The sequence below is a fragment of the Faecalibacterium sp. i25-0019-C1 genome, assembly GCF_042854225.1.
GTDB lineage: Bacteria > Bacillota > Clostridia > Oscillospirales > Ruminococcaceae > Faecalibacterium > Faecalibacterium taiwanense.
Genome location: NZ_AP031428.1, coordinates 1,250,972 through 1,276,409, shown reverse-complemented (window position 1 = coordinate 1,276,409; position 25,438 = coordinate 1,250,972). Strand labels below are relative to the sequence as shown.

General features: G+C 56.8%; 22 protein-coding genes and 1 tRNA gene. 4 read left to right on the top strand and 19 right to left on the bottom strand.

Annotation, left to right across the window (positions count from 1 at the left end; all coding sequences use genetic code 11):
* Window positions 1-40: 40 nt before the first annotated feature.
* From groES to ACGHUK_RS06325, 6 genes are all read right to left on the bottom strand, one after another.
* Window positions 41-328 (bottom strand): co-chaperone GroES, encoded by a 288-nt coding sequence (gene groES, locus ACGHUK_RS06350; protein WP_005937287.1) that lies wholly within the window; start codon window positions 326-328, stop codon window positions 41-43.
* Between the two features lie 253 nt (window positions 329-581).
* On the bottom strand, window positions 582-1,577 hold the full coding sequence (locus tag ACGHUK_RS06345) for a diacylglycerol kinase family protein (RefSeq protein WP_097781854.1): 996 nt from the start codon (window positions 1,575-1,577) through the stop codon (window positions 582-584).
* A 187-nt stretch (window positions 1,578-1,764) separates the two neighbouring features.
* Window positions 1,765-4,065 carry an ATP-dependent Clp protease ATP-binding subunit gene (locus tag ACGHUK_RS06340; protein WP_390575551.1) on the bottom strand — a complete coding sequence of 767 codons (2,301 nt, stop codon included), beginning with the start codon at window positions 4,063-4,065 and terminating at the stop codon, window positions 1,765-1,767.
* A gap of 138 nt (window positions 4,066-4,203) precedes the next feature.
* Complete coding sequence (locus ACGHUK_RS06335; RefSeq protein WP_005937268.1) at window positions 4,204-4,467, bottom strand: TIGR03905 family TSCPD domain-containing protein; 264 nt, start codon at window positions 4,465-4,467, stop codon at window positions 4,204-4,206.
* Window positions 4,468-4,558: 91 nt separating this feature from the next.
* The gene (locus tag ACGHUK_RS06330) at window positions 4,559-5,416 is read right to left on the bottom strand and encodes a PHP domain-containing protein (RefSeq protein WP_097774920.1); all 858 of its coding nucleotides are present in this window, start codon (window positions 5,414-5,416) and stop codon (window positions 4,559-4,561) included.
* A gap of 64 nt (window positions 5,417-5,480) precedes the next feature.
* Window positions 5,481-7,748, bottom strand: a complete 2,268-nt coding sequence (locus tag ACGHUK_RS06325; RefSeq protein WP_390575784.1) for a hydratase — start codon at window positions 7,746-7,748, stop codon at window positions 5,481-5,483.
* 283 nt (window positions 7,749-8,031) lie between these two features.
* Here ACGHUK_RS06325 and ACGHUK_RS06320 point away from each other — a divergent pair.
* The 4 genes from ACGHUK_RS06320 (at window position 8,032) to ACGHUK_RS06305 (ending at window position 11,340) form a co-directional block, all read left to right on the top strand.
* A tRNA-Leu gene (locus tag ACGHUK_RS06320) sits at window positions 8,032-8,115 on the top strand.
* A 593-nt stretch (window positions 8,116-8,708) separates the two neighbouring features.
* Window positions 8,709-8,993, top strand: coding sequence for a hypothetical protein (locus tag ACGHUK_RS06315; protein ID WP_015538118.1), 285 nt, complete (start codon window positions 8,709-8,711; stop codon window positions 8,991-8,993).
* A 164-nt stretch (window positions 8,994-9,157) separates the two neighbouring features.
* Window positions 9,158-9,622, top strand: coding sequence for a hypothetical protein (locus ACGHUK_RS06310; protein WP_113993388.1), 465 nt, complete (start codon window positions 9,158-9,160; stop codon window positions 9,620-9,622).
* Window positions 9,623-9,705: 83 nt separating this feature from the next.
* Window positions 9,706-11,340 (top strand): recombinase family protein, encoded by a 1,635-nt coding sequence (locus tag ACGHUK_RS06305; RefSeq protein WP_154274913.1) that lies wholly within the window; start codon window positions 9,706-9,708, stop codon window positions 11,338-11,340.
* 99 nt (window positions 11,341-11,439) lie between these two features.
* Here the strand turns inward: ACGHUK_RS06305 and ACGHUK_RS06300 are convergent, their stop codons facing one another.
* The 13 genes from ACGHUK_RS06300 to rpmE all read right to left on the bottom strand — a co-directional run bounded on the left by ACGHUK_RS06300 (window position 11,440) and on the right by rpmE (window position 25,413).
* The gene (locus ACGHUK_RS06300) at window positions 11,440-12,957 is read right to left on the bottom strand and encodes a nicotinate phosphoribosyltransferase (protein ID WP_005937257.1); all 1,518 of its coding nucleotides are present in this window, start codon (window positions 12,955-12,957) and stop codon (window positions 11,440-11,442) included.
* A 224-nt stretch (window positions 12,958-13,181) separates the two neighbouring features.
* Window positions 13,182-14,696 carry an IMP dehydrogenase gene (locus ACGHUK_RS06295; protein WP_005937254.1) on the bottom strand — a complete coding sequence of 505 codons (1,515 nt, stop codon included), beginning with the start codon at window positions 14,694-14,696 and terminating at the stop codon, window positions 13,182-13,184.
* A 546-nt stretch (window positions 14,697-15,242) separates the two neighbouring features.
* On the bottom strand, window positions 15,243-15,530 hold the full coding sequence (locus ACGHUK_RS06290) for a hypothetical protein (RefSeq protein ID WP_390575546.1): 288 nt from the start codon (window positions 15,528-15,530) through the stop codon (window positions 15,243-15,245).
* A gap of 178 nt (window positions 15,531-15,708) precedes the next feature.
* Window positions 15,709-16,446, bottom strand: coding sequence for an acyl-[acyl-carrier-protein] thioesterase (locus ACGHUK_RS06285; RefSeq protein WP_390575544.1), 738 nt, complete (start codon window positions 16,444-16,446; stop codon window positions 15,709-15,711).
* Window positions 16,447-16,508: 62 nt separating this feature from the next.
* Entirely contained in the window at window positions 16,509-17,741 is a 1,233-nt protein-coding gene (locus ACGHUK_RS06280; protein WP_390575541.1) for a PotD/PotF family extracellular solute-binding protein, read from the bottom strand.
* Entirely contained in the window at window positions 17,741-18,586 is an 846-nt protein-coding gene (locus ACGHUK_RS06275; RefSeq protein WP_005937234.1) for an ABC transporter permease, read from the bottom strand. Before ACGHUK_RS06275 ends, ACGHUK_RS06280 begins: the two co-directional genes overlap by 1 nt.
* Entirely contained in the window at window positions 18,586-19,401 is an 816-nt protein-coding gene (locus tag ACGHUK_RS06270) for an ABC transporter permease (protein ID WP_154255474.1), read from the bottom strand. The genes ACGHUK_RS06275 and ACGHUK_RS06270 overlap by 1 nt, the downstream gene beginning before the upstream one ends.
* A gap of 9 nt (window positions 19,402-19,410) precedes the next feature.
* The gene (gene potA / locus ACGHUK_RS06265; RefSeq protein WP_097774916.1) at window positions 19,411-20,457 is read right to left on the bottom strand and encodes a spermidine/putrescine ABC transporter ATP-binding protein; all 1,047 of its coding nucleotides are present in this window, start codon (window positions 20,455-20,457) and stop codon (window positions 19,411-19,413) included.
* A gap of 279 nt (window positions 20,458-20,736) precedes the next feature.
* Window positions 20,737-21,720 (bottom strand): DUF4340 domain-containing protein, encoded by a 984-nt coding sequence (locus ACGHUK_RS06260; protein WP_390575538.1) that lies wholly within the window; start codon window positions 21,718-21,720, stop codon window positions 20,737-20,739.
* Window positions 21,721-21,732: 12 nt separating this feature from the next.
* Window positions 21,733-23,163, bottom strand: coding sequence for a Gldg family protein (locus ACGHUK_RS06255; RefSeq protein ID WP_390575535.1), 1,431 nt, complete (start codon window positions 23,161-23,163; stop codon window positions 21,733-21,735).
* A 15-nt stretch (window positions 23,164-23,178) separates the two neighbouring features.
* Window positions 23,179-24,051: an ABC transporter permease gene (locus ACGHUK_RS06250; RefSeq protein ID WP_291010693.1), complete on the bottom strand. Its 873-nt coding sequence runs from the start codon at window positions 24,049-24,051 to the stop codon at window positions 23,179-23,181.
* A complete protein-coding gene (locus tag ACGHUK_RS06245; RefSeq protein WP_223387787.1) occupies window positions 24,048-25,022 on the bottom strand; it encodes an ABC transporter ATP-binding protein in 975 nt (324 codons plus the stop codon). Before ACGHUK_RS06245 ends, ACGHUK_RS06250 begins: the two co-directional genes overlap by 4 nt.
* Before the next feature lie 190 nt (window positions 25,023-25,212).
* Window positions 25,213-25,413 carry a 50S ribosomal protein L31 gene (gene rpmE, locus ACGHUK_RS06240; RefSeq protein ID WP_005926533.1) on the bottom strand — a complete coding sequence of 67 codons (201 nt, stop codon included), beginning with the start codon at window positions 25,411-25,413 and terminating at the stop codon, window positions 25,213-25,215.
* Window positions 25,414-25,438 lie beyond the last annotated feature (25 nt).

Sequence of the window (25,438 nt, the reverse complement as noted above, 5' to 3'; positions counted from 1 at the left end):
CCTTTAAAGCTCAATTTTCAAATATCAGAGGGGAAACCGCTCAGTCCTCAACGACTGCCAGGATATCGCCCTGACGGACGATGGTGCACTCTTCGCCGTCCACCTTGACCTCGGTACCGGAGTACTTGCTGGTGAGGACCTTGTCGCCGACCTTCACAGTCATCTTGACTTCCTTGCCGTCCACAACGCCGCCGGGGCCGACAGCGATGACCTCAGCCACCTGAGGCTTTTCCTTAGCACTGCCGGTCAGGATCAGACCGCCCTTGGTGGTCTCCTCAACCTCAACAGCCTTAATGACAACACGGTCTGCAAGAGGAATGATCTTCATAGTTCTTGCCCTCCTATAGTAAAAATATAATTTAAAACTTTGCTGTGTCCAAAGGGCCTCGTGTCGGCTCTTTGGTTCTTTAGCACTCCATTTCTCTGAGTGCTAAGTGTATTGTACTCATCTTGACCCAAAAAATCAAGACCTTTTTTGCTTCTTTTTGTTAAGAATTTATGACAGATGAAAAAATCAGCCGTACAGCGAAAAAGAGACAGCTTTCTCTTGGGCAAAAAAAGCTGTCTCTTCTTCTGGTTTTTCATGTTCGGTCTGCACTCTGTGCCGTCCTCTGCGCTGCAAAGCGCTCAAAAGCAGGCTTTGGCAGAAGGATGCGCCCTGCCAGCGGCTGTACCTGTACAGTGATCTGCTCCTTGGGTGCGCATTCACCGTCTGCCGTGGCAACGATCGGCCCACGGCCATCCGCAGCGCGCAGGCTCACCTGCTTTGCGCGGCGGTAAATGAAATACGGCTCTGCAGCCCTGACGAGCTGACCGTTCTGGAAGTGCTTGCCGCTCTTGTACATTCCCAGCAGCTTTGCAATGGTCACGCGGCTCACCTTGCGGATGATATATACATCCAGCCAGCCGTCGTCGGGCTGTGCTTCCGGCGCTGCACAGAAACCGCCGCCATAGGTGCGGCCATTGCAGATGGCACACATCAGGCAGTCCACATCCAGCGTTTCACCATCGATGGTATACTCCACCCTGCGGCCGATGTGCCCGCACAGCTGTTCCACAATGGAAAGCACATAAGCCATCTCGCCGCCGCACAGCGGGATGCGCCGGAACTTCGGGATGCCGTAGGCAACCTGCGCATCCAGACCGGCAGCGCAGATGGTGGCCGAAAGGCCAAGGCTGGTCTGCATCAGATCGATGCTCACCGGCCCACCGGCCAGCTGGGCATCCAGATCCAGAAACTCTTCCTTTGTACCAAAGGTGCGCAGAAAATCGTTGCCGCTGCCAAAGGGCAGACAGCCCACGGCTGCATTTGCATAGCCATAGATCCCGGTGAGCGCTTCGTTGAAGGTGCCGTCGCCGCCGGCAGTGAAGACCCGCAGTTCTTCCCCGCTCTGCCGGGCCTGCTGCGCAGCGGCATTGGCCAGCTCCCGGGCATGACCGGCGTGATTTGTGACCTGAATGGTATACTCTTCCGGCGCAAGCCCTGCACGCGCGGCGGCAACATTGATCTGCTGCGGCAGCGTACGGGTGCAATCGGCCTTACCGGCAGTTGGGTTCAAAAGAAACAATGTGCGCATGGACTTCCTCCTGCAATTCTGTTGCTTCTATGATAACAGAAAACCAAAAGGATGCAAGAGCCAATCTCACAATGTCCCTGCCCCGTACGCACAAAAAAGGAGCGGATGTCTCCGCTCCCCCCTGCAGACAAAAAAATACCGCCCCGGGTCTTGTAACTCAGGGCGGTCCTTTTGAGCTTCAGATGCTTTACAGTGTTGCGGTTTCGTCCTCCCGCAGGACGATAGCACCATCCGCCGAGCAGTCCGCTGTCCAGTGCTGGCCCACGCAGGCCGTGCCGGATGCGATCTGATCCGCAAGTGCCTGTTCCACTGCCCTGTCCACTGCGCGGCGCAGTTCTCTGGCCCCGTAGGCAGAGCGGGCCTTTGCTGCCAGCGCCTGCCCTACCCGCGGTGTGTGATGCAGCTGGTAGCCGCTGCGGGCGGCACGCTGCTCCAGCTGGCACAGCATTTTTTCGGCAATGGCGCACAGGCTGTCGTCGGCCAGCGGACGGAATACGATCATCTCGTCCAGACGGCCTGCCAGCTCTGGCCGGAACCACTTTTTTGCCTCCTCAATGGCCTGCGCAGACTGCTTTTCAAACACGGCTTCGCTGCCCGCCGCAAAGCCCAGCGGCGTGCTCTGACCCGCCAAAAAACGTGCGCCGAGGTTTGAGGTGAGCAGTACAATGGTGTTGCGGAAATCCGCCTTGCGGCCCATGGCATCGGTCAGCTGGCCATCTTCCAGTATCTGCAAAAGGATGTTTTGAATGTCCGGGTGTGCCTTTTCGATCTCGTCAAACAGCACCACACTGTAAGGGCGGCGGCGCACTGCTTCGGTCAGCTGTCCGCCCTCGTCATGGCCCAGATAGCCCGGCGGCGCACCCAGCAGCCGGGCAGCGGTGTGCTGCTCCTGATACTCCGACATATCAAATTTGAGCAGGGCTTTTTCGCTGCCGAACCAGCTGACCGCCAGCGCCCGGGCAAGAGCCGTTTTGCCTACTCCCGTGGGGCCAAGAAACAGCATGGCACCCATGGGCCGGCCCGGCTCGCCAAGACCGGTGCGGCTGCGCCGGATGGCACCTGCCACCGCAGCCACAGCCCGGCTCTGGCCCACGATCTCGGCGTTGAGACGTTCTTCCAGCTTGTCCAGCCGTTCCCGCTCCTGCTCACCTACCCGCTCCACCGGCACACCGCTGGCCTGCGCCACCACATGGGCGATATCGTCCGGCATCAGCGTGGGCTTTGACTGCTTTGCCTGCTCGGCCCGGATGCGTGCCGCCGCACAGGCTTCGTCCATAAGGTCGATGGCCTTATCCGGCAGAAAGCGCCCCGGCAGATACCGCACCGAAAGCTCCACCGCAGCCTGCAGCGCTTCCGGCGGAAGGCAGACATTGTGGTAGCACTCATAGCGCGGCGCAAGCCCATTGAGGATATCCAGCGCCTGCGCAGGCGTAGGCTCCTCTACCTGCACCTTGCCGAAACGGCGTTCCAGTGCGGCATCCTTCTGGATGTGGGTGCGGAACTCTTCGGTAGTGGTAGCGCCGATAATTTGTATCTCGCCCCGGGCCAGCACCGGTTTTAAGATGCTGGCTGCATCGATGGCACCCTCCGCTGCACCGGCACCCACGATGGTGTGGAACTCGTCCACGAACAGGATGGAGCTGCCGTCCCGCACCAGCTCTTCCAGCAGGTTCTTGAACCGCTCCTCAAAGTCACCGCGGTATTTGGTGCCCGCCACAAGGCTGGCCATATCCAGTGCCAGCAGACGGCGGCCCTTGAGCGCACGGGGCACACGATCCGTGGCAATGCGCTGGGCCAGTCCTTCGGCAAGGGCGGTCTTGCCCACGCCCGGCTCCCCCACAAGGCAGGGGTTGTTCTTCTGACGGCGGCATAAGATCTCCACCATGCGGTCCAGCTCTGCTTCCCGGCAGAACACCGGGTCCAGTTCCCGTTCCGCAGCACGGCGGGTCAGATCCCGGCAGTACTTATCACTGGCGCGGCTGCCGCGCGGCGCACTGACCGTGGTCCGCATCTGATACGGCAGTACGAACTGCCCGGACAGCTGGCGGCACTCCCGCACGGCATCTGTGAGCTGCACGCCCATGGATGCCAGCAGGATGCCTGCTGTGCAGCCGTCATCCTCCAGCATGGCGCAGAGCAGATGTTCCGGCTCGGCCCGGTTCAGGTGCGCGTTCTGTGCCCCGATGATGGCGTAATCCATGGTGCGCTTGAGGTCCGGCGCAAGGGCGTAGCGATCCAGATGCAAAGCCGGTGCGCGGCGGCTCTCGGCCAGCTGACGGCGCACCTCTGGTTCCCGGATCTGCTTGCCCTCCAGAAACCGTGCTGCCGCCCCGTGATCCTGCTGCAGGATCGCCAGCAGCAGGTGGCCGGTATCGGCTTTTTCGCAGCCAAGGTTCCCGGCAAGCTCCACCGCACTGCGCAGCAGCTGATCCGACTCGTGCGAAAAGCCCTTGTACCCGCCAAAGCCAAGTTTTTCCCAAATACTCATTTGCCCGCTCCTTGCTGATGAAATTCGTTTTCACAAGAAGTATAGCCCCGAAGCACAGAAAAAAACATCTCTTTCTGTCGGGATGGGAAAACAAAAAGGAGATACCCGCAGGCATCTCCCCTTCGCTGTTTGATTTTTTCAGTCCATTTCGGCCAGAGCCTTTTTCAGGTTCTTGGCGATCTGATCCGGGCAGCTGGTATTGCGGAAACCGCAGAGCGTGCCCTCCATGCGGTCGATCACATCTTCGGCCTTCATGCCCTTGACCAGACGGCAGATGCCCTTCAGGTTGCCGTTGCAGCCGCCAATGACCTCCATGGACGCAATGGTGTGGTCATCGTTCAGCACAAAGTTGGTCTGCTTGGAACAGGTGCCGCTGTTCGGGAAGCTGAATTCCTTGCTCATAGTTCAAAATCCTCTCTTTTCGACAGAAATCCCGACGAAGATCGTCTGTTTCTATTATAGAGCAGCGTGCCGGAATGTCAATGTGACCGGGTCACACATCAATACCGCGGCGCTTGTGGGCCAGCTCCAGAATGCGGGCCACCTGATCGTCTGCCGTGGTACAGGTACCCACCGGGTGCGGCACCTTATGGTTTGCACCGTGGAAGTCCGTACCGCCGGTATGGATCAGCCCATACTGCTCACACAGAGCAGCACACTCGGCCCTGTCCTCCGGGCTGTTGCGGGGGTGCTCCACCTCAATGCCATCGATGATACCCTCTTTGGCAAGCTGACGCACCAGCGGCATGCTCTTGTAAACGGTCGGGTGTGCAAACACCAGCACCGCACCGGCAGCTTTCGCCGTGGCGATCACTTCCTGCACCGAGGGATATTTTACCTGATGCAGCACCACCCCGCGCGGCTCCCAGCCAAAGAGATAACTGTACAGCTTGCCGTACACAGCATCGCACAGCCCCAGCTGGTGCAGCGCTTCCATAATGCCGCTTTTGAACAGCACACCGCTGTCCTTTGCGTATTCCAGCGCCTGTTCCGTGCGGAACTGCGGGTACAGCGCTTCGATCTCCTTTGCGCTTTGCAGGCCGCACTCGTTGCGGCGCTGTCGCAGGATGTCGCAGTGCTCCTTCAGTTCCCGGCTTTCCGGATCCGGGAAGTAGCACAGCAGGTGCACGCGATGCTTATGCTCATGGTCATAGCCGGTCAGCTCGGTGGCCGGAAGCAGGCGCACGCCGTCCTGCACAGGGTGCTCATAGCAGTAGTTTACGCTGAGCAGGGTGTCGTGGTCGGAAATGGCCATGGTGTCCAGCCCCGCCCTCGCCGCCATGAGCGGCAGGCGGTGGATGGGCACAGAGCCATCGGAACAGGTGGAATGGTTGTGAAGATCGCCGGGCATGGAAAATAAACCTCCCAAGAAAGCCAGAGAAAGGCTTCCCCCAAAGAGGAAGCCTTCTATCATATCAGTGCTTATAGAAATTGATCAGGCAGCCGTCGGCCAGGATCTTGCGCTCGTCGGCGGTCAGCGGAGCCATGTACAGGCTGAACTCTTTTGCGGTGTCGCCCAGCACATAGGCCTTGATGTTCTGCAGGTCGCCCTTGAGGGCCTCGCGGACGTTGGGGATGAACACATAATCGCCCAGACCGAAGGGCGTTGCGCCCACCAGCTGCAGCGGCAGCATGCCCCAGTTGATGAGGTTGGAGCGGTAGCGCTTGGTGGCGTACTCGGTAACGATGTTGGCACCGGCCCCCAGCACACGCTGGCAGCTGGCCGCCTGCTCACGGGCAGAACCATCGCCGGGCTTGACGGCAAAGATGGTGGATGCGATCTGCACATCGTTCCAAGTCAGGTTTTCGCAACCGGGCACCTTGTGCAGCTGGGCCAGCACCTCGGCGCTGCCCTCGCCTGCACGGCGGGCCTTTTCTTCGGCCTGCACGGCCTTGGCACGGCCCACATACTCCGGGTCCTTGCGGCTGAGGGTGAACTCGGCCAAGCCCAGAGGATTGGAACGGTAAGACGAAGTCTCACCGGAGGGGATCAGCTCGTCGGTGGTGGTGACAGGGTCGGTGATGTAAGATGCCACCTTCAGCAGCAGGTTATCGCCCAGCGGTGCAATTTCGGGCCAGTCCTTGATGTTGGGGCCAAGCTTGAGCAGGGCATCGTAATCGCCCTTGCCAAAGCCCTGATACACGCGGGTATCGTAGCTGGAAGGATCGTACTGATACTCCGGCACGGTGGGATCATAGTCGATATCGGTAGCCGGGGTCAGAATGCCGCCGTTGGCCGTGGTGGCCGCAATGCTGCGGGCATCCATCAGTGCCACGCCGGAAAGCTGGCCGTTGCCGGGCTTGGAGCCTTCGCGGCTGGGGAAGTTGCGGGTGGTATGGCGGATAGACAGCGCGCCGTTGGCGGGCACGTCGCCTGCGCCGAAGCAGGGGCCGCAGAACGCAGTGCGGACGGTGGCACCGCTGGCCATCAGGTCGTGGATGACTCCGGTGCGCACCAGTTCCATCATGATGGGCTGGCTGCCGGGATACACGCTCAGGGCGTAGTCACCGCAGCCGCCGGTGTGGCCCTTGAGGATGGAGGCAGCTTCATAAATGCTGTCGTACAGACCGCCTGCGCAGCCTGCGATCACGCCCTGATCCACACGCAGTTTACCGTTCTCGATCTTGCTGCACAGGTCAAGGCTGACATCCTTGCGGCCGATCAGCTTCTGCACATCCTGTTCGCAGGCATGGAGAATATCCTCAAGGTTTGCGTTCAGTTCTTCAATGGTGAATGCATTGGAGGGGTGCATGGGCAGTGCGATCATGGGGCGGATGGCAGAAAGGTCTACCTCTACCACACCGTCGTAATAAGCAAGGTCGGCCGGAGCCAGCTTCTTATAGTCGGCGGCACGGCCATGCACCGCAAGGAATTTCTGCGTCGTTTCGTCGGTTTGCCAGATGGAGGACAGGCAGGTGGTCTCGGTGGTCATGGCATCGATGGCGTTGCGGGTATCCTGACGCAGAGACGCAACGCCGGGGCCGACAAACTCCATCACCTTGTTCTTGACATAGCCGCTCTTGAACAGCTTGCCCACCAGCGCAATGGCCACATCGTGCGGGCCGCAGCCTGCAGGCAGAGAGCCGGTGAGATAAATTGCAACAACACCCGGACGGGCCACATCGTAGGTGCGGCCCAGCAGCTGCTTTGCCAGCTCGCCGCCGCCCTCACCAATGGCCATGGTGCCCAGAGCACCGTAGCGGGTGTGGGAGTCCGAGCCAAGGATCATCTTGCCGCAGCCCGCAAACTTTTCGCGCATGTACTGGTGGATGACCGCCAGATGCGGGGGCACAAAAATGCCGCCGTATTTTTTGGCGGCGGACAGGCCGAAGCGGTGGTCGTCCTCATTGATAGTGCCGCCCACGGCGCAAAGGCTGTTGTGGCAGTTGGTGAGCACATACGGAATAGGGAATTTCTCCAGACCGGACGCACGGGCCGTCTGGATGATGCCCACAAAGGTGATGTCATGGCTGGCCATGGCATCGAACTTGATCTTCAGGTTTTCGGCATCGCCGCTGGTGTTGTGGGCCTGCAGAATGCTGTAGGCCATGGTGCCGGTCTTTGCGTTCTCGATGGCTGCGGCATCAAAGCCCTTTGCTGCCAGTGCGGCGCTTGCTTCGCCGTCTGCAGGCACCCATTCACCGCGGGCATAGTATGCGCCGCCGGTGCTGCACTTGATCATATCCAACATCTCAATTCGCCTCTCTTTTTGTATTTCCCGCCCGCCCTATCTTGCGGGCACTGCCCCAGCAGAGCGGTACGCTGCCCGCTCTGCCCTCTTCTGCCGCGCTGCCAAAGCACGCGGCTACGGCCCGGAAAACCGTATCTGAAGGTTATTATACCATGAAACTACGGAAAGAAAAAGCACTTTTTACAAATGAATCGTGAATGGAGGATGAAGAGACGGGCTCCGTGCTTTTTCTTGACAAAGAAGCCATTCTATTGTATTATTATTAGCGTTGTATGCCGCTGTGGTGAAATTGGCAGACACGAGGGACTTAAAATCCCTTTCTGGAGACAGAGTACGGGTTCGACCCCCGTCGGCGGCATAAAAAGCCCCCCCAAGCTTAGCTGGGTGTTCGTAAAACAGTTTTCGAGAAATGACATGGCAACTGCCTGTCAGGATTGGTTACGAGTACCCGGCTAGGCCGAGGAAGCATCAAGTCCCATGTCCGCACCGTTAAGGTGTTGGGCATGGGGCTTTTTGCATATCGGGATTCTGTACACCTCTATCAAGGTGTAACACACTAGACTTTGTACCAAAGTCGTGTGCCAAGGGTGCTGCGCCCTCTTTGGAATCCCTGCTCACATCGCCTGTGGGCGATGTGGATTCGCCGCACAGAAGAGCTCCACAAAAGTGCACCCCGGCTGTTTGCGGCGAGGAAAAGGCGCTTCTGCGGAAGTGTAATAACCCACTATGACACTTTCATCCCTGCGGTCTGCAAAGTGTAGTGGGCTCTCCGAGGGGGAAACGGCTGTATAGGGTGCGCTTCGGGCAAATCGCTGCGTACGTGCGTACCAATCTCTCGTACGCACGTACGCAGTAAAACGGCTAAAATCTCCTATATAGGGGTGTTCTTCTGGAAATCAATATGATATACTCAACTTAACCAACCATCAACTAATAGGAGGCGGTAATATTATGGGAAAAACTTTTGTGTGTAGCTTATGCCGTAATGGAATCATTGGCGGTGGTTTGTACATTGATGAACAGAGCATTACATATTCAACTCAAAAGCTCACAGTCAGTCCACTGTATCGCAACCTTGTATTGCCCATGAACGAGATAAGGGAGCTTTCATGGAGTCAGATGGTCGTTCCTGTTGCAGCAATTTCCATGAAAGACGGAGAATGTTATAAATTTATCATATATAACAAATCAGGATTTGAAAAGGCATATAAGCAATATAGCAACCACCAAGAATGAAATCACCCAGCAGGGTTTGGGGCAGGCACGCCCCAACAAGAAGCTGTCCCAAGGGGGCAAGAATTTTCAAGAATTGAAAATTTGTGGCCACGGGACGATTCTTGCTCTCACGAAAACCCGCACTTTTTGAAAATCCGCTTTTCGCAGCCAAAGGAGGATGCACCATGAAAAAAGAAATCGAAGCCTTTGTCAACGCAGCCAGCGAGCAGGAGTTGGAAGCCGCATGGAACAACCTCTCGGCAGAGGAACAGCGAGTTTTCGAGCAGCTCATGGAGGAAGACCCACCCGAAGATGCACTGGCATTTTTCGCTCAGCTGTATGACGATACCCCGAAGGAGCAGACCAGTGAGACCGTGAGCATCTCCGAAAATGAAATCTATTTCAAGCGGCAGTCCTTGACCGAAGATCAGAAGAAGCACGGCTCCTATGTGGATGAGAACGGTAATCTCCATGTCAAGAACCTGTCCGCGTTCTGGATTCCTGAACTGACCACCACGGAGAAAGTCGGACATACCACCTACACCGTGACCGGCAGCTATGAGGGCAAGGAGTCCTTTTTGAAGAAGCTGGAGCGTATTGTTGCCAAGAACGCCCAGCAAAAATTTGAAGATGAGGGTGCAGACGAATGACAACTGCGCCCAATTCTGCTATACTTGACCCGGTAACCAATCCTGCACTGACAGTTGCTCCACAGAGTAAGGAGGACACAACAATGTCTGGAGCAACGAATAAAATCACCGCACTTTACTGCCGACTGTCGCAGGAGGACGAGCGGCTCGGCGAAAGCCTGTCCATTGAGAACCAGAAGACTATCCTTCTGGAATACGCCAAGAAGAACCACTTCCCGAACCCGGTGTTCTTTGTAGATGATGGCTATTCCGGCACGAACTACGACCGTCCCGGCTTTCAGAGTATGTTGGTCGAGATCGAAGCAGGGCGTGTAGGAATCGTTATCACGAAAGACCTGTCCCGACTGGGGCGCAACTCTGCCCTGACGGGTCTGTACACCAACTTCACCTTTCCCCAGTATGGCGTTCGCTACATTGCCATTAACGACAACTACGACACCATTGACCCGAACAGCGTAAACAACGATTTTGCGGGCATTAAGAACTGGTTCAACGAGTTTTATGCCCGTGACACCAGCCGCAAGATTCGGGCTGTTCAGAAGGCCAAGGGAGAGCGTGGTGTGCCGCTGACGGTCAATGTGCCGTACGGTTATGTAAAAGACCCGGAGAACCCGAAGCATTGGCTTGTTGACCCAGAAGCGGCTGCGGTCGTGAAGCGCATCTTCTCCATGTGCATGGAAGGCCGTGGGCCTTCCCAAATCGCTAAGCAACTGCAAGAGGACAAGGTGCTCACCGTGAGTGCCTACAAGCAGAGCCACGGAAGAGCAGCGGCTGCTATCTCCGAAGACCCCTATGCGTGGAAGGATAGCACCGTTGTGGGCATTCTGGAACGTCGGGAGTACACAGGCTGCACGGTCAACTTCAAGACCTACACCAACTCCATCTGGGACAAGAAGCAACGGCTGAATCCTGTGGAGAATCAGGCTGTCTTCCCGAATACCCACGAGCGCATTATTGACGATGATGTGTTTGAAAAGGTTCAAGAGATTCGCAGCCAGCGTCACCGCATGACACGAACGGGCAAGAGCAGCATCTTTTCCGGCATGGTCTATTGTGCTGACTGCGGTTCCAAGATGCAGTATGGTTCATCCAATAACAGGGACTTTAACCAAGACTTCTTTGACTGCGCTCTGCACAAGAAGAACAGAAGTAAATGCAGAGGGCACTTCATCCGGGTAAAAGTTCTGGAAGGCCAAGTGCTGAATCATGTCCAGCGGGTGACGGACTACATCCTTTGCCATGAGGACTACTTCCGCAAGGTCATGGAGGAACAGCTTCGGGTGGAAAGCACCGAAAAGCTGACTGTCCTGAAGAAGCAGCTTGCCCGGAATGAGAAGCGAATCGCAGACCTCAAACGGCTGTTCATGAAAATCTACGAGGACAACGCCAGCGGAAAGCTGAGCGATGACCGTTTTGACATGATGAGCCAGAGCTATGATGCCGAGCAGAAGCAGTTGGAAGAGGAAGTTCTCTCTATCCGGCAGGAAATCGAAGTACAGGAACAGCAAATCGAGAATATTGAAAAGGTCATCCAGAAAGCGCACAAGTACGTTCATATTGAAGAACTTACGCCCTATGCTCTCCGTGAACTGGTATCGGCCATCTATGTGGATGCCCCGGATAAGTCCAGCGGAAAGCGGGTACAGCACATCCATATCAAGTATGATGGGCTGGGGTATATCCCTCTGGATGAACTGGAAGCAAAAGAAAAGGCGTGACCGAAGTCACGCCAAATCTTCCCCATTGCGGGAGCTTTTGCAAATACTGTTTTATGAAGCCCCTGCATTACGCTTGAGGGGCTTTTTATTTTGCTTATTTTACACCTTGCCGCCGTGCAGCTCTGCATACATCTTGGAACGGCACTCGGCCACAGCCGGGGTCATGTTCACATAGTGCTTATGCGGGCACTCCAGACGCAGTTCGCTCTCCCAGGTCTCCTCGGTGAGCTGCTTTGCAATGTAGGCCTTCTTCTCTGCGATCGAAGGCAGCTCAATGGCCAGCTGACCATTCAGCACATGCGGCACCAGCAGCTTTTTGACCTTGGTGGGGGTAATGGTGACGGTGCGCTCGATGGCATCGGAGTCCAGATTGACCATCGTGACGGGCTTGCCCGCCTCGATGACTTCATCATCCATGGCGATCAGGTCACACTGGGCCTGACCATTTTCATCGTAGAGACGCCACGGCATCTTCTTGCCCGGAATGATGGCCTTGCTGGCGGAATCCGAGCACTTCATCTTGGGAGTGTAGCTGCCGTCCGGCTGCTTGACCGCCACCAGCTTGTACACACCGCCGAACACGGGGTCGGAAGCAGAGGTGATCAGGTTTTCGCCCACGCCGTAGGAGTCAAAATGAGCGTGCTCATACAGCTCCATGTTGGCGATCTTCTTTTCGTCCAGACCATTGGAAGCCACCAGCTTGATGTAAGGCTTACCGGCCGCATCCAGTGCCTTGCGCAGGCGCTTGGAGCCGCGGGCCAGGTCGCCGGAGTCGATACGGGCGCTCTTGACGCGGCGGTTCGGGTCGTTGGGGTATTTCTCGATGAGGTAATCGTCCAGTTTAATGAGGTTGGGCAGACCGCTCTCCATGATATTATAGGTGTCCAGCAGCAGACTGACCGAATCCGGGTAGGTATCGGCAAAGGCCTTGAAGGCATCAAACTCCGTGGGGAAGAACTCGATGAAGCTGTGCGCTACGGTGCCCACAGCCTTGACCTCCGCGCCGAACTTCATCTCGGCCAAACAGTTGGCAGTGCCCACGCAGCCGCCCAGAACAGCAGCATATGCACCATCGTTGCCAGCGCTTTCGCCCTGCGCACGGCGGGTGCCGAATTCCATCACGCTGCGGGGCGTGTGGGTGTTCAGGCCGGTGACGCGGGTAGCCTTGGTGGCGATCAGACTGTGGAAGTTCATGGTCTGCAGCAGGTAGGTCTCGATCAGAATTGCGCCCACGAGGTCGCACTCGATGCGCACCATCTGCACATGCGGGTATGCCACCGTGCCCTCGGGCAGAGCGTACATGTCGCCCTTCCACTGATAGGTGCGCAGATACTCGCAGAATTCCTCACTCATGCCCTTGGTGCGCAGCCACCAGATATCCTGTGCATTGAAGTGGTAGTTCAGCAGGAAGCGGGTCAGCTTGCGCTGGCCGGCGCTGATGGAGTAGCCCTGAGCATCCGGGTTCTTGCGGAAGAACATATCAAACACCAGCGTGGTGTCCTTGAATCCGTGCAGGAACAGGCAGTTTGCCATAGTAAATTCATAAAAATCCACGACCATTGCGGGGTTGTCGTAGTCCTCATCTGGAATATAAGGCACAACCTTGATTTCGTCCATGAATAGTATCCTCTCTTCTTTACACCCGGCAAAGGCTCCTTGCTGTCCCCTGCCGTTCTGACCTGTGGGAAGGTTTGCGCGCCTGCCTGTCTTGACAGTGCGTTTCTATCATGATATCACCAAACGCAGAGCGGTGCAAGCATTTTTGGAAAATCCCGGTCAATTTCCGGTAAGAAAAAGCCGCCCATACACAAACAGCACGGGCGGCTTTCGTAACAAACGTGTTAACCGTTGATGATATTGGGGGTAGCATTCTTCAGCACAACGTCGTGGCTGCCGCCCTCAACGATGGAGGTAGAGGAAACCACGGTCAGCTTTGCTTTCTGCTGCAGCTCCGGGATGGACAAAGCGCCGCAGTTGCACATGGTGCTCTTGACCTTGTACAGAGTGGTCTGCACACCGTCAGCCAGAGGGCCGGCATAGGGCACGTAGCTGTCCACGCCTTCCTCAAAGCTCAGCTTGCTGGAACCACCCAGATCGTAGCGCTGCCAGTTGCGGGCACGGTTGGAGCCTTCGCCCCAGTACTCCTTCATATACTGGCCGTTGATGCGCACCTTATTCGTGGGGCTTTCGTCAAAGCGGGCAAAGTAGCGGCCCAGCATCACAAAATCCGCACCCATGGCCAGTGCCAGCGTGATGTGGTAATCGTGGACGATGCCGCCGTCGGAGCAGATGGGCACGTAGATGCCGGTTTCCTTATAGTACTCATCGCGGGCCTTTGCCACCTCGATGACAGCGGTAGCCTGACCACGGCCAATGCCCTTGGTCTCGCGGGTGATGCAGATAGAACCGCCGCCAATGCCGATCTTCACGAAGTCTGCACCAGCCTCGGCCAGGAAGCGGAAGCCCTCGGCATCCACAACGTTGCCTGCGCCCACCTTGACGGTATCGCCGTAGTGCTCACGGATCCAGCCGATGGTGCGGCTCTGCCACTCGGAGTAACCCTCGGAAGAGTCGATGCACAGCACATCCACACCGGCATCCACCAGTGCGGGCACGCGCTCAGCGTAATCGCGGGTGTTGATGCCGGCGCCCACCACATAGCTCTTGTTCTTATCCAGCAGTTCGTTGGCGTTCTTCTTGTGGGAGTCGTAGTCCTTACGGAACACCATATACTTCAGGTTGCCCTCGGCATCCACCAGAGGCAGGGTGTTGATCTTGTTATCCCAGATGATGTTGTTGCAGTCGTGCAGGGAGGTGTTCTCCGGTGCAGTGACCAGCTTTTCAATGGGAGTCATGAAGGTGGTGACAGGGGCATCATCCGGGGTGTGGTTGATGCGGTAATCGCGGGAGGCCACGATGCCCAGCAGCTTGCCGCTCGGAGTGCCATCGGCAGTGATGGCAATGGTGGAGTGGCCGGTGCGTGCCTTCAGCTCCAGCACATCGTGCAGGGTGGCAGTGGGGGCCAGGTTGGAATCGGACACGACATAACCGGCCTTGAAGCTCTTGACGCGGCGCACCATGGCAGCCTCGTTCTCAATGCTCTGAGAGCCGTAGATAAAGGACACGCCGCCCTGACGGGCCAGTGCAATGGCCAGCTTATCGCCAGAGACCGCCTGCATGATAGCGCTGATCATGGGAATATTCATCTGCAGGGGGCACTCCTCCTCGCCCTTGCGGTACTTGACCAGCGGGGTCTTGAGGCTGACAGCCGTGGGGATATTCTCTGCAGAGGAATAGCCGGGGATCAGCAGATATTCACCGAAAGTGCGGGAAGGTTCTTTATAGAAATAAGCCATGTTCAAACTCCTTTTCTCTTAACGCATCAACATCAATCGGATTCATGTTTGCAACCTATAAATTGATTGTATATACTGTACCACAAAGCCAGCCGGAATACAAACCCCCGCCGCGCCAAACTTTGTAAATGTCCTTTGCAGAAAAACAGGCAAATTGCCCACCAAAATGGCGTAAGGTCATACTTTCCCGCATGAGAAGCCGGTTTTTGCGTGATTTATGGATGCAAAAAAGCTCGTCCAGAACGGACGAGCTTTTTTGCACACGAAGCGGGATACCGCCTGTGCGGCACATGGATCACGACTGTGAAGGAGAACAGCCGGAGGAGGAGAACCTGTGCCCGATATCCCCAAAAACAAGAAGAAAAAGATTTCACACTCAGCAGGGTCATTTGCCCTTGCTGTAACCATATTGTAACTCTTTTGAAACCAATTTGCAATAGCTTTTCTGTAATTTCTTTGTAATAATTTTTGAACTTTTTGTGGACACATATAAAACCCCTGCCAGAAAATTTCCGGCAAGGGCTTTGCAGATCATTCTTTATTTTCTTAATAGCACTTTTTGCAAGCAGTGAAGCCTTCCGCTTTTGCTTTCGATAATGTAACCTTTTCCGGGTCTTTCATATTGCTGCAGGTAGACTTGCTGTGATATTTTTTGCCGCCGTGCGTTGGGACCCAGACCATCTGCTCCGTCTTTTTGCCGGCAGAAATGGTCTGAACGGTTGCAGCGGACGGCTTGCAGGCCGCAGTCTGTACACTGGCGGCAGATGCCGCCGGGCACAGCAGACTGAAGCACAGTACCAGAATGGCCGCAAGGACTCGGAGATGTTTTTTCATTTGTTTTATCCTCCTTTGGACAATCAGAAGATCCTTCTAATAAAAGAGTACTCCCTGTTCCTCAGAGGATGCAATTCTCAAAATGCGCCGTTTTTTTCTGCACGGGTGACGCTTTTTTGCATTGCTCGCTTATTTTCAGCTAAAAGCGGCGCAGCGGTTCTCTTGAGAAATCAACGATTTACACGTTTGTCTTTCCCACCTCCAGATAGCACTCAAAGCTGGTCTGGCCGTTGTGCTTTCCGACCACATACCAGCCATCCGCCGAAGGGGCATAAAACACCTCTGCCGTTTCTCCCATCGGGATCTCACGGTGGTAGTTGATAGAAGCAAAGGTCACGGGGCCTTTGCGCATCACTTCCAGCGGCAGCGCATCGCAGACAAGGTCCAGATAGAATGCGTTGTTCAAATGGCCGTTCAAATCGCACTGGGAATAATGCGCCGTCCACTCCCCTGCACTGGTCAGACCATCCTTGCACTTGTGCAGCTGCAAAGGCAGCTCGTCCTCCACCGTATCGTTCCAGAAATTCTCCACCGTCCAGCCCGGCTCCCGCAGGATACGGCCCTCGGCAAGGCTTGCCACGATCCAGCGGCAGTCCACCATAGCCACCTCTTTGCCCTCGGCATCGGTCAGGGTGGTGATGCGTTTGACGGAACCGTGTTTGCTGACCTGCGCCCGGGAGGTAAGGGTCAGCGTTTCGGCACGCTGGGGCACACGGTCAAATTTCAGGGCCTGCTTGCCCACCAGAAAGGTCACACCGCGTTCTTTGAAGAACTGGTCATCCATACCAAAGGCGCGGGCGTGGTCTGTCGAAATCTGCTCCACATAGCGCAGCAGGGCGCTGGGCTTGAGCAGGCTGCGGAAGTCGGCATCTGCGTTCATGACTGTCATGGTCTCGGTGTAAAAGAACTGTTCCATGGTTTTCCTTTCTATAAAAAGAGACCACTGCACGTTGTTCTGTGCAGCAGCCTCCTTTGCGTTTAATACTGATTGCGGTTGCGCCTGCGGACCTTGCGCCAGATGTTGAAGCAGGCCAGCGCCACCATGGCTGCCAGCAGCGCAAGGAACAGCAGACTGCTGCCACCCTCGTCGTAGCTCTTCATTTCGCTCCACTTCACGTCCAGCTCGCTGTTCACATCGTCGCTCAGGGAAGTGAACACCTTTTCCTTGGCGGCTTTCTCTTCGGGCGGATAAGCGATCTCGCTCTCCTTCAGATCCTCGTCCAGCACCTCCCACACATCCTGCATGGGGGTGGTGTAGCCGATGTACTCGGCGTTTGCCTTGCCGATGTCCGTCTCACACATGAAGTTGATGAACATTTCCGCAGCTTCCTGATGTTCGCTGGCAGCAGGAATGGCCATGCAGTCCACGGAAAGCACGCTGCCCTCCTCCGGGAACACCCATGCAAGGTCGGGGTTGTCGTCGATCATGGTGATGGCATCGCCGGAGTAGTACACACCAACGGCTGCCTCGCCGCCGATCATCTTATCAAAGATCTCGTCCATGACGTAGGCCTGCACCAGCGGTTTCTGAGCCTTCAGCTCTTCCACCACCTCATCCACCTCTTCGGTGGACTGCGGGTTGATATCGTGGCCGCTCTTAAAAGCAGCAATGGCGTAGGCATCGCGGCTGTTGTTGAACATCAGGATATTGCCTGCGTACTGCTCGTCCCACAGGTCGGCCCAGCTGGTGGGCGCTTTGTCCACCATGGTGGTGTTATAAATGATGCCGGTGGTGCAGAGCATATAGGGCACGGTGTAGGCATTCTGCGGATCGTAATCCGGATTCACGTATTCCTGATTGATCTTTTTGAAGTTCGGGATATTGTCGTAGTTCAGAGGCTTGAGCATCCCCTCGGCGATCATTTTTGCCACCATGTAATCCGACGGAATGACCACATCGTAGTTGGCTGCGCCGGACTTGAGCTTTGCGTACATGGACTCGTTGGAGTCGAAGGTGGTGTAGTTCACCTTGATGCCGGTGAGCTTTTCAAAGGCCGCCACCACGTCCACGCTGTCGTCCGAGCCGTTGGAGATGTACTCGCCCCAGTTATAGACATTGATGGCCACGTTCTGGCCCTTGAAGCGGGTCCAGTCGTAATCGTCCGACACCGAGACATCCTCGGTCACCTCAATGGTGCCGGCGGCAAAGGCGGGCATTGCACAGCAGACCGTCATTGCCAGCGCCAGCAGCAGCACAGCAAAACGTTTCATCACACGCCCTCCCCTCTCAGCGCCTTCTGGTCGCGGCGGTAGCTGCGGCTCTCCATTGCGTTGGAGATCAGAATGATGCACAGAATGACCACGAACATGATGGTGGACAGCGCATAGATCTCCGGGCTGACCTTTTTACGGGTCATGGAGTAGATGGCGATGGGCAGCGTTTCCACCGTGCCGCAGTTGAAATAGGAGATCATGAAGTCGTCGATGGAATAGGTCAGGCAGATGAGGAATGCCGACAGGATGGCCGGGCTGATCTCCGGCAGGATGACCTTGAAGAAGGCCTGCTTGGGGTCGCAGCCAAGGTCGAGCGCTGCCTCATACAGCTTGATATCCAATTGCTTGAGCTTTGGCGTGACGTTGAAGATGACATACGGCACATTGAACGCGATATGCGCAATGAGCAGCGTCGGGAAGCCCATGATGGTATCCGGCAGCCAGGAGACACCCCCGGCAAAGCGCTGGTAGGCCACGAACAGCAGCATGAGCGAAATGCCGGTGATGATTTCCGGGTTGACCACCGGGATATAGGTGATGTTGGTGACGACAAGGCGGCTCCCACGGCCCATGGACGCAATGCCCAGACTTGCCGCTGTACCCAGCACAGTGGCAATGACCGCAGAGATCAGAGCCACTTCCAGCGAGACCAGCAGCGCATGCAGGATGGAGGAGTTGTGCAGCAGGCTGGAGTACCACTTGAGGGTAAAGCCGGTGAAGAGCGAATAGCCCTTGGACTGGTTGAAGCTGAATACGATCATGTATGCAATGGGCAGGTACATGAAGCAGAAAAACAGCACGATATAGACGCGCTGCATCAGGCGCAGATGTTTCGTTTTCATCAGGACACGCCCTCCATTTCATCTTCGTCAAAGCTGGACGTGAAGCTCATGCACAGCAGCACAATGATCATCAGCACAAGGCTCATGGCAGAACCCACGTTCAGATTGTAGCTGTTGCCCAGAAACTGCATCTCGATCAGATCGCCAATGAGCAGGTTGGAGCCGCCGCCCAGCATACGGCTGATAACAAAGGTGGACACCGCCGGGACGAACACCATGGTGATGCCGGTGCTGATGCCGGGCACGCTCATGGGAATGAGCACCCGGAGAAGGGTCTTGGTGGTGGAAGCGCCCAGATCCTGCGCAGCTTCCACCAGGCTCTGGTCGATCTTGGTCATGCTGGTGTACAGTGGCAGGATCATATAGGGCACATAGTTATACACCATGCCCAGCACCACCGCACCGGAGGTGTTGAGTATATTGAAGGGGCCAAGGCCGAACACGCCCAGAACAGCGTTCACCGGGCCGTTGATGCTGAGCAGGCCCATCCATGCGTAAGTGCGCAGCAGGAAGTTCATCCACATGGGCAGCATGACCAGCATGAGCATGATGTGCTGCTTGTTCACCCGCAGGCGGGAAAGGAAATAGCCCACCGGGAACGCAATGACCAGACAAATGACCGTGGCAATGAGGGCCAGCAGCAGGCTGCGGGCAAACACCGAGCCGTAGCCGCTGATGGAGGTGAGGTTATCCAGCGTGAAAGCTCCGTTTGCATCCGTAAATGCATAGTACACCACGATGATCAAAGGCACCACTGTGAACAGCGTCATCCATACAAAGTACGGATAGGCCAGCTTTTTATCGTAAATCTTCATCATTGCGGCTCACCCCTCTGAACGCGCCATAATGTGGATCTCGTTGGGGCCGATGCGCATACCAATGGTCTCACCGGGGGTGCAGGCGCGGGTGGAATGGATCAGCCATTCGCGGCCCTCGCACTCCACATGCATCTCAAAGTGGACACCCTTGAAGATGACATCGTTCACAACGCCGACAAGCTGGCCTTCCACAGGAGAGACCACCTCGATATCCTCGGGGCGCACCACTACCTGCACGCTCTGCTCGCGGGCAAAGCCGCGGTCCACACAGGGAAAGTCCACACCGGAGAAGGACACCAGAAAATCCCGGTGCATCACGCCGTCCACGATGTTGGAATCGCCAATGAAGTCTGCAACAAAGGCATTCTTCGGCTCATTGTAAATATCCTCCGGCGTTCCGATCTGCTGCACCTTGCCGCCGTTCATGACCACGACGGTATCGGACATGGTCAGGGCTTCCTCCTGATCGTGGGTAACATAAATAAAGGTAATGTTCATTTCGCGCTGCAGGCGCTTCAGCTCCAGCTGCATCTCCTTGCGCAGCTTGAGGTCCAGTGCGCCAAGGGGTTCGTCCAGCAGAAGGATCTCCGGCTCGTTCACCAGACTGCGTGCGATGGCCACGCGCTGCTGCTGGCCGCCGGACATCTGGCTGATGCTGCGGCGCTCGAAGCCTTTCAGGCCAACAACTTCCAGCATGTTGCGCACCTTGCGGCGGATGGTCTCTTCGTCCATCTTTTTGAGCCGCAGACCGAAGGCCACGTTCTCGAACACGTTCAGGTGCGGGAACAGTGCGTATTTCTGAAAAACGGTGTTCACCGGGCGCTTATAGGGCGGCACGCCGGTAATGTCCTCACCTTTCAGCAGCACTTTGCCGGAATTGGGTTCCAGAAAACCTGCGATCAGACGCAGGGTGGTGGTTTTGCCGCAGCCGGAAGGGCCCAGCAGCGTTACGAACTCTTTGTCATGGATGTCGAGGTTCAGCCCATCCAGAATGCGCTGACCGTCAAATTCCACTACGATATCCCGCAGTGAAACGATCACCGAGTTGTCCATTTTTTACTTTATCCTCCTTGTAACTCAGATACGAAAAAAGACAGGGCCATGCCCCATCCCTCGTACCAGGGCGACCCAGCCCCGCACAACATCCATGACGACCGGAGAACCTGCAAAAGCAGGCTCTTATATTGCGCAGTTATTCTGCCCTGTCTCGTCTATCTTAATCAATCTTTGCTGAAATGTCAATCACTCTGCCAATGTTTGCCGAAGCTTTACACGCCGCAATAAAAAAACATGCGCCGCAGCGGGCTTTCCGCATACGGCGCACAAAGGTTTTTATTCAGCTTTTAAGGCAGCGGCCGTTATCAGAAGGGCCTGCACAGTGTCAAGGTCAACCGCATAGACGGAACTGTCCCCCTCCACCATCATCCAGCAGCCGTCTGCATTTTCGGCGTAGTGGAGGGTCACAGTCCCATCGGCAGAGGCAGCCCGCACCGTTGCAAGCGGTGCATCAAAGCCATAGGCCGAAGGGTCGGCATCCGCGATTTGTGCGGTCACATAGCCTGCCAGAGCAGAGAGGATGCTCTGCACCTTGCTGTCGTCCAGATCGGCAGAGGGTTCATCGGCCAGCCGCCACACGGTCTGATAGGTGGTGGAATCGGCCGCACTTTCCGAGGAATCGCTCTCCGCTTCCGCAGGCTCAGAGACTGCATTCAGTGCAAGGGTGCCGCTGCCCGTCGTAATGGAAACACTTTCCAGCGCGGAGGCCGTCAGTCCCGCCGGGTTGAACGCGCCAAAAAGGTCCGCTTTGGTCAGCTCAAAGCAGGCCGCCTTGTTGCCAGAAACGGTGTACACGGCATCGTCCCCTGCCTTCTGCACATACAGATCTCCTGTGACCGGGTTCTCGGTGCCAAAGGCAAAGGTGTTCGTCTCGCCTGCCGCCGTCACCGTGACCGTAACAGCCGGATCGGCAAGGCCGTAGTCCTCGCCGGGCTGAGCCGTGAGCTGACGTTTGGCGTTCAGGGATGCCAGCGCCGTGACCATGGTATTGCAGGCAGATACATCCAGATGATAGTCCGGGTCATCCGCCAGCGTCCAGCTGCCGGAATCGTAATTTAGGGTAAGCGTTTCGCCGCCATAGGCATACCGGATGCTGGTCACATCGCCCGCCGCAAAAGAAGAAAGCAGGATGCTGCCCTCTGCGGCGGCGCTGGAAGCAGCCTCTTCTGCGGCATTGCTGCGGCTGACAAACCACAGCAGCCCGCCCAGCACAAGTACCAGCACCAGAAGCACCGCAAGGGTGCGCTGTTTTGTTTTCATGGCAGTGCCCCCTTACCTGCGGCGGCGCAGCAGCACCTCCACAGCACCTGCAATGAGCACTGCTGCGGGCAGCACGAATACGAACACCATGCCCAGCGTCATGGATGCGGAAGCCGGGACCGTGATGGGTGCAGCTTCCAGTGCTTTGGTGTCGATGAGCAGGCTCTGCCCTACCAGCGAAGCGGCACAGCCCTGCAGGAAGGTCAGGTTGCCCGGGATGGACTGGTACACCTGCTCGTTGTCCATGTTGGGGCAGCCGATCCAGATCACCTCGGCACCGGTGGAATCATTGCGCGCCCATACGGCCAGCGAGAACGGGCCGTCGGTATCGCCGGCTTCCTTTGCGGAAGAAGAGCTGGCATCAAAGTCCTGCTTGCTGTAGGCATCCTCGGTGGTATACAGCAGCGGTTCCGCCGTCACATCGTCTGTCTCGGTGATGGTGACGCCCTGTGCCACCGAGAGCATCACATGGGTGCTCTGATTCACGCCGTCCAGCGCGGTGCTTTCGTCGGCGGTCGCGTAGTCCGGGAACAGCGAGTACGGGTAGCCGTACAGCGCGTGGCCCGCATCGCCCTCCACCACAAGGCCCGGCTCACGCGCAAGGCCGAACTGTGCCATCACTGCATCCAGATTGGGCGTTTCGGTATAGCCGCTGGTGGTCAGCAGCACCTTGCCGCCGTTTTCCAGATAGGCCTGCAGCTGCGCGATCTCATTCACAAGGCCGTCAGCTGCAAAATCCGAAGCGGGGTCGCTGATGATGAGCAGATCACAGTCCTCCGGGATGGTGCCGGTGAGCAGATCCAGCGGCTGGGCATTGATATTCTGCGCCTTGAGCGCCTCGGTCAGCGAGGAGGTAAGCGCCTGCTCGCCGTGGTTGGTGGTGTAGTAGGCATGACTTTCTGCTGCGGCAGTCAGCTTGTAGATGGCAGAGCTGATCTGCTTTTCGCCGCCAAAGGTCACGTTGGCAGCGCCGGTGGTGTAGTAATCGGAGTAATCGTACTCGTAAAGTTCGGCGGCGTTCAGCACTTCGCTGTTCTCACCGCTGACCACGATCAGACTGCCGGTGGATGCATTCTCTGCGCCGTACTGCGCTGCAAAGGTCGGGTAAAGCGCCGGGTCCTTCTGCTCCCAGTGGAAGTGACCGCTTTCGTCGGCGTAGTGATCCAGCAGCTTGGTGATAATGGCATCCTCGCTGCCGGTCTCACAGAGATAATAAACGGTCACGTCCTGATCCAGGCTCTGCATCAGCTGCCTGGAGCTGTCGCCCAGCGTGTACATTTTGGCGGCAGAGAGGTCGAACTCGGTGTATTTTTTCGGGATGGCCCCCACCAGCAGATTGATCAGCACGGCCAACACGATGGCTGCTGCCAGAATGGCCGTGGAGTACAGCCCATTGCGGAACACCTTGCCGTTTGCGGAGGAAGAAAATTTGAAATTTTTCATGTTGTTCTCCTCCCCTCAGTTCCAGCGGCGCTTTTCCAGCCCCTGCGCCGTGAAGAACAAAAACAGCATGGTCACGGTCAGGTAGTACACCAGCGTCGGGATGGAAAAGCTGTTGTTGACAAACTCTTCAAACGGCGTGAACAGGCACAGCCCGCTGAGCACCGCGCTGAACGCTTCGGTCAGCCAGCTGCTCTGCAGCAGGAACAGTGCCGTCAGCACCACACAGCAGCCCGCAAAGGTCAGGCAGCCCAGCGTAAAGCTGCGGGTACGCAGGCCTGCCACCACACTGAGCACTGCCGCAATGGCGGTGAACAGGGCCAGCGCCACTGCGCTGCCTGCGGTGAACATGCTGCGCAGGCTGGGCATCATGTAGGCCAGCAGCAGTGCGGCAACACCTGCCACCGCAGCAATGATCTGATTCTCGGTCAGGCTGGAAAGAAACACGCCAATGGCAATGGCGGCGCAGCCCATGAGATAATAGCACAGCAGAGCGGCCAAGTTTGCCAGCGTGGCCGTGCCGGTGGCACCCAGTGCGGCCAGTACAAGGATCATGACCGCATCGGCAAGGCACGGCAGTGCAAAGATGACGCACAGGGCAAAGAATTTGCCCAGCACGATCTCCCACACAGACACCGGGCTGGTAAGCAGCAGCTGATCGGTGCGGGTGCGGCGTTCCTCTGCAAAGGAGCGCATGGTGAGCACCGGGATATACAAAAGCAGCACAAACGTGGTGCGGTAAAGCGTGTAATAGCCAAAATCCGTCAGGCCGTAGCCCAGATTCAGGGCAACAAAATAGATGGCCGTTGCCGCCAGCATAAAGGCGGTGAGCACGTAGCCGATCATGCCATGAAAGCTGCTGCGGATTTCGCGTTTGAAAATGGCGATCATTCCGTTTTCTCCTCCCCTTCATCCGATGGTGTTTCAGACTCGTTTTCGGTCAGTGCAAGGAACACTTCCTCCAGCGTCCTGTTTTCCGCTGCCAGCGCCAGCACCGTGCATCCGGCCTGCGAAAGGGCGCGGGACACCTCGGCGCGGCGGTCAGAAGCATCGGCACTTTCTGCGGTAAAGGTCACCTGTCCGTCGGCCTCGGATTCGATCTCCACCTTGCGGATGCCCGGAATGGAGCCGACTGTTTTCAGCACGGTCTTCCCCCCGCCCAGAACGGTAGCGCGCAGACGGCTGCCGGGGTTCAGCTTTTCTGCCAGCTGTTCCGGCGCACCCACCGCCACCAGATGCCCCTTGGAAAGGATCAGCACCTGACTGCACACCGCCTGCACCTCGCTGAGGATGTGGCTGGACAGGATGACCGTGTGGCTTTTCCCCAGCTCCCGGATCAGTCTGCGGATCTCGATGACCTGTGCAGGGTCAAGGCCCACGGTAGGCTCGTCCAGAATGATGAGCTGCGGCGCGCCCAGCAGTGCCTGCGCAATGCCCACGCGCTGGCGGTAGCCCTTGGACAGACTGCGGATGAGCCGGGGCAGCACCTCTTCCAGCCCGGTGCGGCGGGCAGCTTTGCGCACCTGTTCTTTGCGGTCGGCCTTCTTTTTGATGCCTTTCAGCTCTGCAGCAAAATCCAGATATTCCTGCACCGTCATTTCCGGGTAGAGCGGCGGCTGCTCGGGCAGATAGCCCACACAGGCCTTGGCCTGCTGGGCCTGCTCCGGCAGGCTGAAGCCCGCCACCTTCACTTCACCGGAGGTGGGGGCAAGGTAGCCGGTGAGGATATTCATGATCGTGGACTTGCCCGCGCCGTTGGGGCCGAGCAGGCCGAAGATCTGGCCGTCGCCCACCGTAAAGGACAAATCTTCAATGGCAGGGTGCGTGCCATACTTTTTGCTCAGATGCGATACTTCGATCACAGCAAACGCTCCTTTTTCATCTAGTTCAATGCTGGTATATTTTAGACTGAAAATGTGTAAAAATTAAGACAATCCTGTGGCGGGATGCAAAAAGAATTCTTAAGAATGATTAAGGCCGCCCTTTCATATGCCAAAAAGGCAGCAAAAAAAGCACCGTCTCCCAAAGGAAACGGTGCTCAGAAAACCATAATTACTTACGGCCGAAACGCTTGTTGAAGCGCTCAACACGTCCGCCGGTGTCAACCAGCTTCTGCTTGCCAGTGTAGAAAGGATGGCACTTGGAGCAAACTTCGACGTGGATCTCAGGCTTGGTGGAACGAGTCTTGATGACGTTGCCGCATGCGCAGGTGATGGTGCAGTCAACGTAGTTCGGATGGATACCCTGTTTCATTCTTTTCACCTCATTTCTGGTTCTG